13 protein-coding genes are annotated in these 14,444 nt (G+C 66.4%); 7 read left to right on the top strand and 6 right to left on the bottom strand.

Translation table 11 applies throughout. The features are described from left to right. Nucleotides 1–120 precede the first annotated feature (120 nt). Nucleotides 121–1,710 (bottom strand): amidase, encoded by a 1,590-nt coding sequence (locus tag EDF69_RS06660; RefSeq protein WP_239555347.1) that lies wholly within the window; start codon nt 1,708–1,710, stop codon nt 121–123. Nucleotides 1,711–2,118: 408 nt separating this feature from the next. Between EDF69_RS06660 and EDF69_RS06655 the strand changes: the two genes are divergently transcribed. Then, the gene (locus EDF69_RS06655; protein WP_132883169.1) at nt 2,119–4,020 is read left to right on the top strand and encodes a ribonucleoside-diphosphate reductase subunit alpha; all 1,902 of its coding nucleotides are present in this window, start codon (nt 2,119–2,121) and stop codon (nt 4,018–4,020) included. A gap of 172 nt (nt 4,021–4,192) precedes the next feature. Here the strand turns inward: EDF69_RS06655 and EDF69_RS06650 are convergent, their stop codons facing one another. Then, on the bottom strand, nt 4,193–4,471 hold the full coding sequence (locus tag EDF69_RS06650; protein WP_132883168.1) for a DUF2171 domain-containing protein: 279 nt from the start codon (nt 4,469–4,471) through the stop codon (nt 4,193–4,195). 56 nt (nt 4,472–4,527) lie between these two features. Between EDF69_RS06650 and EDF69_RS06645 the strand changes: the two genes are divergently transcribed. The 5 genes from EDF69_RS06645 (at nt 4,528) to EDF69_RS06625 (ending at nt 9,027) form a co-directional block, all read left to right on the top strand. Beyond that, nucleotides 4,528–4,728, top strand: a complete 201-nt coding sequence (locus tag EDF69_RS06645) for a hypothetical protein (RefSeq protein WP_132883167.1) — start codon at nt 4,528–4,530, stop codon at nt 4,726–4,728. Nucleotides 4,729–4,772: 44 nt separating this feature from the next. Next, the gene (locus EDF69_RS06640) at nt 4,773–5,825 is read left to right on the top strand and encodes a ribonucleotide-diphosphate reductase subunit beta (protein WP_132883166.1); all 1,053 of its coding nucleotides are present in this window, start codon (nt 4,773–4,775) and stop codon (nt 5,823–5,825) included. 108 nt (nt 5,826–5,933) lie between these two features. Then, nucleotides 5,934–7,421 carry an IS21 family transposase gene (gene istA, locus EDF69_RS06635; RefSeq protein WP_132884630.1) on the top strand — a complete coding sequence of 496 codons (1,488 nt, stop codon included), beginning with the start codon at nt 5,934–5,936 and terminating at the stop codon, nt 7,419–7,421. Between the two features lie 14 nt (nt 7,422–7,435). Further along, nucleotides 7,436–8,269 (top strand): IS21-like element helper ATPase IstB, encoded by an 834-nt coding sequence (gene istB / locus EDF69_RS06630; protein ID WP_204991410.1) that lies wholly within the window; start codon nt 7,436–7,438, stop codon nt 8,267–8,269. A 77-nt stretch (nt 8,270–8,346) separates the two neighbouring features. Beyond that, complete coding sequence (locus EDF69_RS06625; protein ID WP_132884351.1) at nt 8,347–9,027, top strand: TonB-dependent receptor domain-containing protein; 681 nt, start codon at nt 8,347–8,349, stop codon at nt 9,025–9,027. A gap of 61 nt (nt 9,028–9,088) precedes the next feature. Here the strand turns inward: EDF69_RS06625 and EDF69_RS06620 are convergent, their stop codons facing one another. Further along, the gene (locus EDF69_RS06620; protein WP_132884352.1) at nt 9,089–9,760 is read right to left on the bottom strand and encodes a fumarylacetoacetate hydrolase family protein; all 672 of its coding nucleotides are present in this window, start codon (nt 9,758–9,760) and stop codon (nt 9,089–9,091) included. A 131-nt stretch (nt 9,761–9,891) separates the two neighbouring features. Beyond that, nucleotides 9,892–10,467: an outer membrane protein gene (locus tag EDF69_RS06615; RefSeq protein WP_132884353.1), complete on the bottom strand. Its 576-nt coding sequence runs from the start codon at nt 10,465–10,467 to the stop codon at nt 9,892–9,894. A gap of 347 nt (nt 10,468–10,814) precedes the next feature. Between EDF69_RS06615 and EDF69_RS06610 the strand changes: the two genes are divergently transcribed. Beyond that, nucleotides 10,815–11,123 (top strand): hypothetical protein, encoded by a 309-nt coding sequence (locus EDF69_RS06610; protein WP_125961646.1) that lies wholly within the window; start codon nt 10,815–10,817, stop codon nt 11,121–11,123. Nucleotides 11,124–11,201: 78 nt separating this feature from the next. Here EDF69_RS06610 and EDF69_RS06605 read toward each other — a convergent pair whose 3' ends face one another. Next, a complete protein-coding gene (locus EDF69_RS06605; protein ID WP_132884354.1) occupies nt 11,202–11,504 on the bottom strand; it encodes a hypothetical protein in 303 nt (100 codons plus the stop codon). Nucleotides 11,505–11,515: 11 nt separating this feature from the next. Continuing rightward, nucleotides 11,516–14,398, bottom strand: a complete 2,883-nt coding sequence (locus EDF69_RS06600) for a M16 family metallopeptidase (protein ID WP_132884355.1) — start codon at nt 14,396–14,398, stop codon at nt 11,516–11,518. Between the last annotated feature and the right edge of the window lie 46 nt (nt 14,399–14,444).

Below are 14,444 nucleotides of genomic sequence, written 5' to 3'. Positions count from 1 at the left end.
CGCACTTCCTTCCGTATCCCCGCGCAGGCGGGGATACAGGGCCCAGCAGAACGACGATCGCGCTTGGAACCCTGGGCTCCTGCCTGCGCAGGAGCACGCGGGAGGCGCACGCCAGGCCGTTTACCGCGCTGCTTCCAGCCCGCCCTCCGTCGGCACGCTCGCCGCATAGCCGGGCTTCACCCGCATCCGCCCGCGCTGCTCGAACGCATAGCCCGCGCCCAGCAGCAGCGCCTCGCTGTACTTGGGGCCGAGGAAGGACAAGCCGGCGGGCAGCCCCTGCACCAGGCCCATCGGCACGGTCAGGTGCGGCGTGCCCGCGACCGCGGGCAATTCGCTGGCCGAGGGCGGCACGAAATGGTCGCCATGCACCGGATCGGACAGCCACGGCAGACCATAGGTCGGCGATACCAGCAGCTGCACCTTGGAGTCGCGCAGCATCGCGTCGATGCCCTCGGCACCCGCGAGCCGCAGCGACTTGGCGCGCGCTTCCTGATAAGCCGGGTCTTCGAGGCCGGGCATCTTCTGCGCCGCCTCGAACGTGTCCTGGCCGAAGAAGCGCATCTCGGTGTCGGCATGCTCGGCGTTGAAGGCGATCACGTCGGCGAGCGTGCGGGTCTTCACGGCGGGCGGCGTGGTCGCGAGATAGGCGTTGAGGTCGGCCTTCAGCTCCGCCTTCAGCACCAGGAACTCGGCTTCGCCCAAGCCGTCGAGCTTGGGCGGCGTCACGTCGACCAGGGTCGCGCCTGCCGCGCGCAGCACCGCCAGCGCCGCATCATATTGCTTCGCGAGCGGCGCCGACATTTCAGGCCGGAGCACCCCCACCCGCACGCCCTTCAGCGCATCGGCCGACAGCGCGGCGGCATAGTCCGCGCGGCGCCGGTCCGCATCGCGCGTGGTCGGGTCGGCCGGGTCGCTGCCGATCATCGCCGAGAACAGCAGCGCCGCATCGCGCACACTGCGCGCCATCGGCCCCGCGGTGTCCTGGCTGTGGCTGATGGGCACGATGTGGGTGCGGCTGACCAGACCGATCGTCGGCTTGAGTCCCACCAGCCCGTTCATCGCCGCCGGGCACACGACCGAGCCATCGGTCTCCGTCCCCACCGCCGCAGCGGCGAGGCTGGCAGCGGCCGCGGCGCCGCTGCCGCTCGACGAGCCGCACGCGGTCCGGTCGAGCGCATAGGGGTTGCGCACCAGCCCGCCGACCGCGCTCCATCCGCTGATCGACCCCGAAGAGCGGATGTTCGCCCATTCGGACAGGTTGGTCTTGCCCAGGATCACGGCGCCTGCGGCGCGCAGCCGCGCCACCACCGGCGCATCGCGGCCCGTGCGATTGTCCTTGAGCGCCAGGCTGCCGGCGGTGGTCGGCAGTTCGCGGGTCTCGATATTGTCCTTGATCAGCACCGGCACGCCGTGAAGCGGACCGCGGATTCGTCCTGCGCGGCGCTCCGCATCGAGGGCACGTGCCTGCGCCAGCGCCTCGGGGTTCACGGCGACGACGCTGCGCAGCGTCGGCCCCTTGCGGTCGATCGCCTCGATGCGCGCGAGATAGGCGCGCGTCAGCGCCTCGCTGCTGGTGCCCGCGGCCAGCGCAGTCGCCGCGTCGGAGAGGGAGAGTTCCTCGACGGGAGGCGTCTGGGGCGGCTCCGCGCGCGCGGTCGTCGCAAGCGCCAGCAGCGCCAATCCCAGCATTCCCCCTTGTACCCGCCGCATCCGATACTCCCTACCTTCTGGACGCAGCTTGAGGCCGGCAGCGACCGCTTGCAACGGGCCTGCAGGGCTGCCGACCGCAGGCGAAAATTTTTTCAGCCTGCGGTTTTCGCTTGAACGCTAGGAATGTCCACGCGTCGCGGTGACCGCGAAACGATGAACAGGCTCTTCACCGCGATCAGCCATCTTGCAAGCCGCCGAGGTTTGCGCGACACCAAGTCTTGTGGTGGCGCCTGGGAAGCGGCGCTATCGCTGGTATCCAGCGAAGGCTTCCAGTTTGAACGGAATGCGGCGGAAAAGCCGCGTTTTATGACGGTGCAGGTGGCTCACGCGGGCCGGCTGCGGCCGTGTTCGGCGACGCTACATCGGGCCTGCCAAGGCCGCGAACAAGACATTTGGAACGAGGGCAGCATGGACTTCAGCAGGGACAGCCAGGACAATCGCGCAGGCGACAGCACGACCACGCTGGACGCACCCGCCCCTGCGGCCGCGCGCGACAGCCGCTCGATCGCCCGCCCCTATCCGGTCGAGGTCGACCATGCGCGCGACGCGCTGCTGACCGAGTTCGGCAAGGAGACGCTGACCGACCGCTATCTACTGCCCGGTGAGTCGTTCCAGGACCTGTTCGTGCGCGTGGCCTCGGCCTACGCCGACGATGCCGCGCATGCGCAGCGCATCTACGACTATATCAGCCGCCTGTGGTTCATGCCGGCGACGCCCGTCCTGTCCAACGGCGGAACCGGTCGCGGCCTGCCGATCTCCTGCTATCTCAACTCGGTCCCCGACAGCCTGGAAGGCATCGTCGAGACCTGGAACGAGAATGTGTGGCTGGCATCGCGCGGCGGCGGCATCGGCACCTATTGGGGCAATGTCCGCGGCATTGGCGAGCCGGTCGGCCTCAACGGCAAGACCAGCGGCATCATCCCGTTCGTACGCGTGATGGACTCGCTGACCCTCGCGATTTCGCAGGGGTCGCTCCGCCGCGGCTCGGCCGCCTGCTACCTCGACATCTCCCACCCGGAGATCGAGGAGTTCCTCGAGATCCGCAAGACCTCGGGCGACTTCAACCGCAAGGCGCTGAACCTCCACCACGGCGTGCTGATCCCCGACGCGTTCATGGAAGCGGTCCGCGCGGGCGCCGAATGGGAGCTCAAGAGCCCCAAGGACGGCTCGGTCCGCGGCAAGGTGGATGCGCGCGCGCTGTTCCAGAAGCTGGTCGAGGTCCGCCTCGCCACCGGTGAGCCGTACATCGTCTTCTCCGACCATGTGAACTCGACGATGCCCAAGCATCATCGTGACCTGGGGCTGAAGGTCTCGACCTCGAACCTCTGCTCGGAAATCACGCTGCCGACCGGCACCGACCATCTCGGCAACGATCGCACCGCGGTGTGCTGCCTCTCCTCCCTCAACCTGGAGAAGTGGGACGAGTGGAACGGTGACAAGCGCTTCATCGAGGACGTGATGCGCTTCCTCGACAACGTGCTGACCGACTATATCAAGAACGCTCCCGACGAGATGGCGCGTGCCCGCTATTCGGCGGAGCGCGAGCGTTCGGTCGGCCTGGGCGTGATGGGCTTCCACAGCTTCCTCCAGGCGCGCGGGCTGCCGTTCGAGGGCGCCATGGCCAAGTCGTGGAACCTCAAGATCTTCAAGCACATCAACGCCCAGGTGAACGAGGCGTCGATGCAGCTGGCGGTCGAGCGCGGCCCCTGCCCCGACGCCGCCGATATGGGCGTGATGGAGCGGTTCAGCTGCAAGATGGCGATTGCGCCCACCGCGTCGATCTCGATCATCTGCGGCGGCACGTCTGCGTGCATCGAGCCGATCCCGGCGAACATGTACACGCACAAGACGCTGTCGGGCTCGACCGCGGTCAAGAACCCGCACCTCCAGAAGCTGCTGCGCGAGAAGTCGAAGGACTCGGACGCGGTCTGGAACTCGATCCTGGAGCATGGCGGCTCGGTCCAGCACCTCGACTTCCTGTCGGCGGACGAGAAGGCGTGCTTCAAGACCAGCTTCGAGATCGACCAGCGCTGGCTGCTCGAACTGGCCGGTGACCGTACGCCCTATATCGACCAGGCGCAGTCGCTGAACCTGTTCATCCCGGCCGACGTGGAGAAGTGGGACCTGCTGATGCTCCACTTCCGCGCGTGGGAGCTGGGCATCAAGTCGCTCTATTACCTGCGCTCGAAGTCGATCCAGCGCGCGGGCTTTGCCGGCACCGGCGGCGTCGAGGCGGACAACACGCCCGAGGCGCCCAAGTTCGAAATCGGCGAGAGCACCGACTACGACGAGTGCCTGGCCTGCCAGTAAGGCCGCGCAGCCGCCCGTCGGCTATGCTATAGGAAGGCGTCCCGGAAGCCGTTGCTCCGGGACGCCGATCCGCCCCGGCTGGGGCGACGAGGATGGAATGAACGCAGCCTCCGCCACGTTCGGAAACGCCGCACCGGCCCGCCCATCGCGGACCGCTGCGGCGGCATCCGAATCAGAGCGGCTCGCCGTCCTCTTCCTCTTCGAAGGTGACCGCGACGGCCGCATTGGCAGACAGGCGGACCTTGTCGCCCTCGACCTCGGCGACGAGACCGATGGAGATGAAGTGGTGATGGTCGGTATGCAGGCCTTCCTCGACACCCTCGATGTCGGCACCGCTGTCCTGCTTGGTCAGCTTGATGCGGTCGCCCTCGACCTTGTCGACGGTACCGACATGGACGCCGTCCGCGCCGATCACTTCCATATGTTCCTTGATGGCCGACAGGTCTGCCATGGGAGTCCTCCTTGGTTGGTGACGGCCGATCAACGCACGTCGCCGCGGATGGTCGCATGACCGTGGCGGTGTTCATCATGTACGGCGTGGCACTCGTCGCAGGGTTTGCCGGCGCCTGGCTGCTCCTGCGGCTGCGCATCGCCACTAGCGAGGGTGCGGTCTACGGCTATCGCATCGCCGGCACGATGCTCGCGGCCCTCGCCCTCGTCCTTGCCATCTTCGCGACGGCGCAATGGTCCTGGAACCAGACACCATGACCGGTCGCCGCGCCCGCCCCATTCAAATTCCTGGAGTCTGACTCATGCCTCTTCTCGACGCCCGCAAAACCTACAAGCCCTTCGAATATCCCTGGGCCTATGAATATTGGAAGCGCCAGCAGCAGGTCCACTGGCTGCCGGAGGAAGTGCCGCTGGGCGAGGACTGCCGCGACTGGGCGCAGAAGCTGTCCGATCACGAGCGCAACCTGCTGACGCAGATCTTCCGCTTCTTCACCCAGGCCGACGTCGAGGTGCAGGACTGCTACCACGAGAAATACGGCCGCGTGTTCAAGCCGACCGAGGTCAAGATGATGCTGACGGCGTTCAGCAACATGGAGACGATCCACATCGCGGCCTACAGCCATCTGCTCGACACCATCGGCATGCCCGAGAGCGAATATGGCGCCTTCCTCGACTATGCCGAGATGAAGGACAAGCACGACTATCTGCAGCAGTTCGGCGTCGACAGCGACGAGGACATTGCCCGCACCCTGGCGATGTTCGGCGGCTTCACCGAGGGCGTGCAGTTGTTCGCGTCGTTCGCGATGCTGATGAACTTCCCGCGCTTCAACAAGATGAAGGGCATGGGGCAGATCGTGTCCTGGTCGGTGCGCGACGAGAGCCTGCACTGCGAAGGCATCATCCAGCTGTTCCACGCCTTTACCAAGGAGCGCGACTGCCTGACCAAGGCGGTGAAGGACGACATCGCCGACCAGTGCCAGACGACGATCCGCCTGGAAGACGCCTTCATCGACCTCGCGTTCGAGATGGGGCCGGTCAACGGCATGACCCCCAAGGAGATCAAGAAGTACATCCGCTACATCGCCGACTGGCGGATGGGGCAGCTGGGCATGAAGCCGATCTACATGATCGACGAGCATCCGCTGCCGTGGCTGACGCCGCTGTTGAACGGCGTCGAGCACGCCAACTTCTTCGAACAGCGCGCGACCGAATATTCGAAGGGCGCGACCCGCGGCAACTGGAACGAGGTCTGGGACAGCTTCGACAAGCGCCAGAAGGCCAAGGGCCCGGCCGCCGCGAACGAGGAAGCCGGCGAGAGCGACATGTTCTCCCACAACGGCGTCGCCGCGGAGTAATGTGAAGGGCGGTGACAAACCAGGCCACAGGACCGCCGGCGCAGTGCCGTCGGGGGCGGAGTAAAATCCGGCCAGTTGGTAAGCTGCTCCCTTTGCGGAGCGGCGGGGATGTTTGTCGTGGAGAGCTACGCAGCGGTCAGACGGTTTGTATTTGTCGAGGGGCATAGTCGCCGGGAAGCGGCGGAGGTGTTCGGGCTGAACCGGGATACGGTACGCAAGATGTGCCTGTATTCGGCGCCTCCTGGATACCGCCGGACGAAACCTCCGACCAAGCCGAAGCTCGGGACGCTGCTACCGGTTATCGACGCAATCCTGGCAGCCGACCGCGAGGCGCCGGGCAAGCAGCAGCACACGGCCAAGCGGATCTTTGAGCGGCTGCGCGACGAGCATGGCTATACGGGCGGCTACACGATGGTGAAGGACCATGTGCGGCTGTGCAGGGCCCGCGGGCGCGAGACCTTCGTGCCGCTGGCGCACCCGCCGGGGCATGCACAGGTCGACTTTGGCGAGGCGGTCGCGGTCGTCGGCGGGGAGCGGATGAAGATCCACTATTTCTGCATGTCGCTGCCGCAGTCGGATGCCTGCTTCTTCAAGGCGTATCCGCGCGAGACGACCGAGGCGTTTCTTGACGGGCACGTGTCGGCATTCGCGTTCTTCGGGGGCGTGCCGCTGTCCATCCTCTACGACAACACAACCATCGCCGTGGCAAAGATCTGCGGCGATGGAACGCGCGAGCGCACACGCGCCTTCACCGAGTTGGTCAGCCACTACCTGTTTCAGGACCGTTTTGCGCGTCCAGCGCGAGGCAACGACAAAGGCAAGGTCGAGGGGCTGGTGAAGTTTGCGCGCAACAACTTCATGGTGCCCGTGCCGGTCGCTGCCAATTTCGATGTCCTGAACGCCAGGTTCGAGGAGTCCTGCCGTACGCGCCAGGGCGAGCATGCCGGTCAGCACGCGCAGACCATTGCCGAGCGGCTGGCGGCAGACGTATCGGCATTGCGCACGCTGCCGTCCGTACCACTGGAGCCATGCGAGAAACGCGCGGCGCGCGTGTCGTCGACCGCGATGGTGCGCTACCGGACCAACGACTATTCGGTGCCGACCGCGTACGGCTACCGCGACGTGATGGTGAAGGGGTTCGTCGACGAGGTCGTCATCATATGCGCGGGCGAAGAGATTGCCCGGCACGCGCGTTGCTACGACGAAGGCGTATTCGTCTCCAACCCACTGCACTATCTCGCGCTCATCGAGACCAAGCCCGGTGCGCTCGACCAGGCGGCAGCCCTTCAGGACTGGAACCTGCCGGACATCTTCCAGCATCTGCGCCACCTGCTCGAGGCCCGGATGGGCAACAAGGGTAAACGCGAGTTCATCCAGGTGCTGCGGCTGCTCGAGGCGATGCCGCTTCCCATCGTCACGGATGCCGTGACCGAGGCAGTCCAGTTGGGCGCACCTGGTTTTGACGCGGTAAAACTCATCGCGCTGGCGCGTATCGAGCGCCGTCCGCCGCGCCTGGATTTAGCGGCGTATCCGCACGTGCCCAAGATGGACGTCAAAACGACGTGCGCGGCCGACTATGCGGTGCTGGCAGCATGACGGACAAGGACGCCATGCCGGTGGGCACGACCGCAGGTACGCCACAGGTGCTGCTCGCCCATCATCTCAAACAACTCAAACTGCCAACCGTTCTGCGCGAGTACGAAAAGGTCGCGCGCGAATGCGCGCAAGGCGGGGTCGACCACACGCGCTACCTGTTGCGGCTTATCGAGTTGGAGCTCATCGACCGCGAGCGCCGGACCATCGAGCGACGGATCCGCGCAGCCCGTTTCCCGGCTGTGAAGAGCTTCGACACCTTCGAGTTCACCGCCATCCCCAGCCTGAACAAGATGATGGTGGTCGAGCTCGCACGGTGCGAATATATCCTGCGCCGCGAGAACGTCATTGCGCTCGGCAACAGCGGGACAGGCAAGACGCATGTAGCCCTCGCGCTCGGCCTGGCGGCTTGCCAGAAGGGCTTCACAGTCGCCTTCACTACCGCGGCCTCGCTGGTGAACCAGTTGATGGAGGCGCGAGACGAGCGACGGCTGCTCAAGCTCCAACGCGAGATGGCGGCCGTGAAGCTGCTCGTCGTCGATGAACTCGGCTACGTCCCGTTGTCCCCGACCGGCGCCGAACTGCTCTTCGAGGTGCTGTCGCAGCGCTACGAGCGCGGCTCGACCATCATCACCTCCAACCTGCCGTTCGAGGACTGGACGCAGGTGCTCGCCTCCGAGCGGCTGACCGGCGCACTGCTCGACCGGCTCACCCACCATGCCACCATCCTGACCATGAACGGCGACAGCTATCGCCTCAAGCAGTCCACCGGACGCAAACGTCGCGGGGCGGAGCAAAACCAGGCCAGTGCCCTGTCCGACCCGGACACCGGTGAGATATTATCTTCCTGACCATCAGGCCGAGGACGGCAACGATATGAAAAGGGCCCCGATCGGGGCCCTTTTCATATCGTCAGCGCGCGCCTCAAGTGGCCTGCTTTTACTCCGCCCCGCTGGCCTGGTTTTGCTCCGCCGTTGACACGCGGACCGGATCGTTCACCGCAGCGCTCTTCCGGCATGATGCCGCCGGCTTCCTTGCGACGGTGGACGATCGTTCCGTCGAGGGGCTGCGCATCGCCCGTCCGGTAAACCTCGGCAAAACGCGTTTGCAGGGCGCGGAAGTCACTTTCACCAGCTTCCTCGACTTCGAGGGGCTGCCGGACTGGGCAAAGGGCTTCGGCATCCAGGCCAACGGCACCTACATCGATGCAAAGGGTGACCTGATCCCAAGCTTTGCAGAGACGCGCGGCGGCGGGCAGGAAGCCTTTCCGGGCGTATCGCGCTGGGCCTATAACGTCGTCGGCCTGTACGAGCGCCCGCAGTTCTCCGCACGCTTGGCGTACAACTATCGCTCGAAGTTCATCACCGCCTACACGCTTGAGACCTTCGATCCCATCGCGCACCCGATCGTCGAACGAGGCCGCGGCCAGCTGGACTTCTCGACCTCGGTGACGCCGATCGAGAACGTCACGATCGCATTCGACATCGTGAACCTGCTAGGAAACCCGCTCCGTCGCACGCGCGAGTATAGCGAGACGGGCGACGCCTATACCCGTCAGGTCCTGTACCTGGAGCGCGCCTACTCGCTCGGCGTTCGCTTCCGCTTCTGACAGAACCGTCGCGATCGACTACAATGGAGGCGTGGTCCCTCGGGACCGCGCCTCTTCTGGTTTAAGCAACTTCGATGTGCACCGCGGGGAGACCGTCGACGCGCCCTGTGACCCGATCGCCGGACTTCAGCGGCCCCACGCCCGACGGCGTTCCGGTGAAGATGAGATCGCCGGGAGCCAGGTGCACATAGGTCGAAAGGATGGCCAGGATCTCAGCCGGCGCCCAGATCATGTCGGAAAGCCTGCCCGACTGCCGCGGGCTGCCATTCACCGCGAGCGTGATCGCACCATCCCGCGGCACCGGCCCCGGAACAAGGGGACCAATCGGCGCGGACCGGTCGAAGCCCTTGGCCATGTCCCACGGACGTCCTACCTTCTTGGCTACCGCCTGAAGGTCGCGACGGGTGAGGTCGACGCCCACTGCGCAGCCGAAGATCCGTTGCTCGGCCTCTTCCACGGGGATGTCGCATCCTCCGGCACCCAGCGCGATCACCAGTTCCACCTCGTGGTGAAGGTCCTGCGTCCGCGTGGGGAACGGGACGACCGTGCCGCTCGGGACGACCGCATCGGCCGGCTTCGAGAAGAAAAAGGGCTCCTGCCGATCGGGATCATTGCCCATTTCACGGGCATGCTCGGCATAGTTCTGGCCGACGCAATAGATGCGGCGCACCGGGAAACGGGCGCTGCTGTCGTGAATAGCAAGGCTTGGCGTGTGGACGGTGGGAAGCTTCATGGGGCGCAGGATAGCTCCCCGGCGCCCGGCCGGCCAGGGGACGGCCAGCCTTCGCATCCTCCAGACGCAGAAAGGGCGGGGTCCGGTATCCCGAACCCCGCCCCTTCCGGTACGCAGTTACACGATCGCGCTTAGAAGTGCGCGACCAGACCCGCCATCGGGCGGAGGCTCTGGGCGTCACCGAAGGTGGTGACTTCCGCGCGGAGGCGGACGCCAGCGTTGTCGGTGATGCCGCCGAGACCGATGTCCTTCGGGCCGACTTCGAAGCCGAGGCCGTAGGTCATGGCGTGATAGTCAGGGCTGTCCTTGCCGAACGCTGCGAAGTTCACCCACTGGTAGCCGACCTTGCCGTAGATCAGGCCGCTCTCACCAGCGCGAACGCCCGCGCGGCCAGCAACGCCATACTCCCAGTCGATGTCGCCCGAGATGCCCTTGGCGACATTGCCTTCGGCGCCCACGAACACGGGGCCGAGCGGCACGTTGAAGCCGACGATGCCCTGGACCAGGCTGCCGTCGAGACGGCCGCGGGTCGCGGCCGGGATGCCTGCTTCGTTCGGCTCGTTGTCGAACTGCTCCCAGCCACCCAGCACGGCGACATACGGATCGATGCCGAACGCGCGCGAGCCATCGGGGGCCTCGTCCTGCGCATAAGCCGGCATGGCGACGAAGGCGGCGGCGGCGGCGGCCGCAAGCGTGAACTTACGCATACTCTGTACCTCTGTTACTCGTTTGGATCCGGTGTCGTTGGTGCGCCGGCTATCCGAGGCTCCGTTAACCGGCCAGCATCAGGAATGTTGCACCGCGATCGTTTCGCGGCGCCACTCAGTTGGAACCAGTGGCCTTTCGGCAACAGTTCCTGACGCGGGGGTGAACAAAGCGCGCCAACTGCGGCAGGGGAGCCGCCGAAACGTGGCGGAGATGTGGCAATCACGCCTTTTGCATTTGTAAAGCCCGATTGCTTCGGCTCGGCGCAGCCACGGCACCGCTTGCGGCAACAGCGGAACTCGCGCTTGGCGACGCCGGTTTGCAGCAGGTGCCATCAGGAGAGCGTATCATGTACAAGACCATGCTGGCCCTTGCCGCCGCCGGAACCGTCCTCGCCACCCCCGCCCTCGCCGGGGACCGGAGCCGGGCGCCGATCTACTCGGACGCGAATTCCCACTATCTCGACTACAAGACCGACATCAGCGAAGCGAAGCGTGAGCTCCGCAAGGACCTGGCGCGCGCGGATGACGAAGCGGACCGGGAGGATGCCTGGGCCGAGTATCGGCGTGAGATCGCCGACGCCAAACATGATTTCCGCAAGGAAATGGCCGAGGAAGGCCGCCCGATCCGGCGCATCCCGGTCGTGATCGTCGAATAGGATCGCGCATCCATGAAAAAGGGCCCGCCTGCCGAACTGGCAAGCGGGCCCTTTTCGCATGCGCGTATTGCTGCGCCGTCAGCCGACGCGCGTTCCCGTCATCGGGAAGCTGCCGAATGCCCCCGCGCCGACGTCACCCGTGATGGTGTCGCCCTCGATCCGCGCCGTGCAGTCGAGCGTCAGCGGCATCGGCACGGTCACCGACACCTTCCAGCGCAGCGTGTCGCCCTCGACCTGGCCGTTCTCGATGTCGACCGAGCCCATCGCGCCGGAATAGGTGCCGGTGAAGCCGCTGCCTTCCTGCCGGATGGTCAGCGTCGCCTGCTGCTCGCCCAGCGGCGTCTTGGTCACCGTATCCCAGCTGCCGTCGATATCTGCCATGCTACGCTCTCCTACTTGCTGCCCTGCGCGCTTGCTGCGGGCTGTGCTGCAACCACCTCGACCGGCAGCCCCAGGCTGTCAAGCTGGGGCCGGACGACCTTGGCGTCACCGACCACGACATAGACGAACCGGTCCGGGCGCAGCGCCTTGCGCGCGGCTGCATTGAGCTGCGGCAGGGTGAAGCCGCGGTACTTGTCGGTGATGGTCGCGTAATAATCGTCGGGCCGCTTGAGCAGGTCGTTCGAGATCATCGCGTTCAGCACCGCGTCCGACGTCTCGAACCGGCCGGTCAGCTCGCGCGTCTCGCCCGTGATCGTCCGGTCGAACTCCTGCTGGGTCATGCCGTTGGTGGTCAGGAACTCGCGCACGTCCTTTTGCAGGGCCGCGATCGAGTCCCCGGTGCGATCGGCCTGGACCGGCGCCGAGATCACATAGCTCACCGCGTTGGGCAGCTGGTTCACCGATCCGTGGGCGCCATAGGACCAGTGCTTCTCCTCGCGCAGGTCCATGTTGATCCGCGACAGGAAGTTGCCCCCCAGCGCATCGTTCGCGGTGTTCAGCGCGAGCAGGTCGTCGGTTCCCTTCTCCGCCGTCAGCTGCGCGCCATAGATCAACGACTGGGGCGAATCCGGCCGGTCGATCAGCAGGATCCTGGGGGTGGCCTGCACGGGCGCGGAGGCGAAGTTCTTGACCCCCGCCTGCCCGCTTGCACGCCAGTCGCCGAAGCCCTTCTCGAGCGCCGCCTGCACCTCGGCGAGCGGCCGATCGCTCGTGACGAAGACCTTCGCCTTGTCCGGGCGCAGCCAGGCGCGGTGGAAGGCGGCCAGATCGTCGCGGGTCAGCGCCTGAACCGCGGCCGGATCCCCGCTGCCGGCGGCGAGCTTCGCATAGGGCGAATCCTTGCCATAGAGCAGCGGCGGCATCGCGCGGCTCGCCAGGCCACCCGGGCTCGTCATCTCCTGTGCGATGCGGGCGAGCTGCGTCGCCTTCAGCCGCTCCACTTCCGCCGGAGCGAAGGCAGGGTTGCGCACGACGTCGGCGAGCAGGGTCACGCTGCTGGCAAGGTTCGCGCTCGGCCCGCCCAGGCCGATATAGGTCAGGTCCGGCGAGCTCGAGGAGAAGATGCGGGTGCCGAGGCGTTCCTGCTCCTCTGCCAGCGCCACCGAATTGCGGGTGGTGGTCCCTTCGTCCATCACCGCCAGCGTCAGCGCCTGGGTGCCGAGCTTGCCCGCCGGATCCGCGGCCGCACCCGCGTCGAAGCTGATCGCAATCTGCGTCACCGGCACGGCCGTGCGCTGCGCGTAGACGAGCTCGATGCCGTTGGAGAGCCGGCTCCGCTGGATCGCGGGGAAGCTCAGGTCCTGCACCTGGCCGACTGCCGGCATCGCCCCGCGGGTACCCTTTGCCGGCCCTTCCGCCGACGCGGGCGTGGGCGCGGTGTTGCCGGCGGGCACCTTGGGCGCCGCCTGCGTCTCCTCATAGGCGTCGCGCGCGCCCGGCTCCACCGTCAGCGCATAAACCGGCCGCGACAGCCACTTGGTCGCCGCCGCCTTCGCGCTCGCCGGGGTCGTGGCGGCGAGCCGCTGGAGCTGTTTCTTGTAATAGTCGGGATCGCGCAGATAGAGTTCGCCTTCCGCAAGCGCGACCGCCTTGCCGCCGAAGCCGCCGACCGCCTCCAGGCCCGCGACGGTGCCGGAGACGGTGACGGTGGCGACGCGCTGCACCTCCTCCGCCGTCGGACCGCTGCGCAGGAAGTCTGCCACGACCTGGTCCAGCCGCTGTGCGGCAAGCTTCGCATCCACGCCCGGGCGCACGTCCATGCTGATCACGAACATGCCCGCCTGCGCGAGCGTCTGGTTGGAGGCGGAAACCGAGACCGCCAGCTTCTCCTGCCGTACCAGCACATTGTCGAGCCGCGAGCTGCCCAGCCCGCCGAGCGCCCCTGCCGCGACGTCCAGCGCGGTCGCATCGGCGCTGTCCATGCCGGGCACCGCCCACATGCGCATGACGCGGGTGGTGGCGACGCGGTCGCGCATCGTCTCGACCTTCGGCGCAGAGAGCGTCGGTACGGTGATGGCGGGACGCGCCGACTCCGGCCCCTTCGGAATGCTGCCGAAATACTTCTGCACCAGCGGCCGCGCCTCTGCCGCGGTAATGTCCCCGGCGAGCACGAGCACCGCATTGTTCGGGCCATAGTGGCTGCGGAACCAGGTCTTCACATCCTCCAGGCTCGCCGCATCCAGATCCGCCATCGAGCCGATCACGGAGTGGTGGTACGGGCTGCCTGCAGGGAACAGGCCCTCGGTCATCTTGTACTTGACCAGGCCATAGGGCTGGTTGTCACCCTGACGCTTCTCGTTCTGGACGACGCCGCGCTGCTCGTCTAGCACGCCCTGGGTGATCGCGCCGAGCAGATAGCCCATGCGGTCGCTTTCCAAAAACAGGGCGCGGTCCAGTGCCGCCCGGGGCACCGTTTCAAAATAGTTGGTGCGGTCGAACGAGGTCGTGCCGTTGAAGTCGGTCGCCCCCACTTCGCGCAGCGGCGCGAAGAAATCGCCGGGTGCATTCTCCGATCCGTTGAACATCAGGTGCTCGAACAGATGCGCGAAGCCGGTCTTGCCCTTGGGCTCGTGCTTGGAGCCGACGTCGTACCAGGTGGAGACCGCGACGATCGGCGCCTTGCGGTCGGTATGGACGATCACGGTCAGGCCGTTGGGCAGCGTGAACTTCTCATGAGGGATGTCGACCGGACGAATGAGCTCCGCGAGCGGTGCGGCCGGCAGTTGCGCCGCGGGCGCCGGTGCCGTCTGCGCCGGAAGTGGCGCGGCCCAGGCGACAGAGCCGCTGGCGAGTGCAGTGGAAGCGGCAAGGGCATAGGCGAAGGAGCGGAACATGAAACCTCGCGGTCGGAGCGGAAAGCGCGAGCCTATGGGCTCGCGA

The organism is Sphingomonas sp. JUb134, assembly GCF_004341505.2.
GTDB lineage: Bacteria > Pseudomonadota > Alphaproteobacteria > Sphingomonadales > Sphingomonadaceae > Sphingomonas.
Note: the sequence above shows the minus strand (reverse complement) of the source record. Positions and strands in the feature narration are given on the sequence as shown.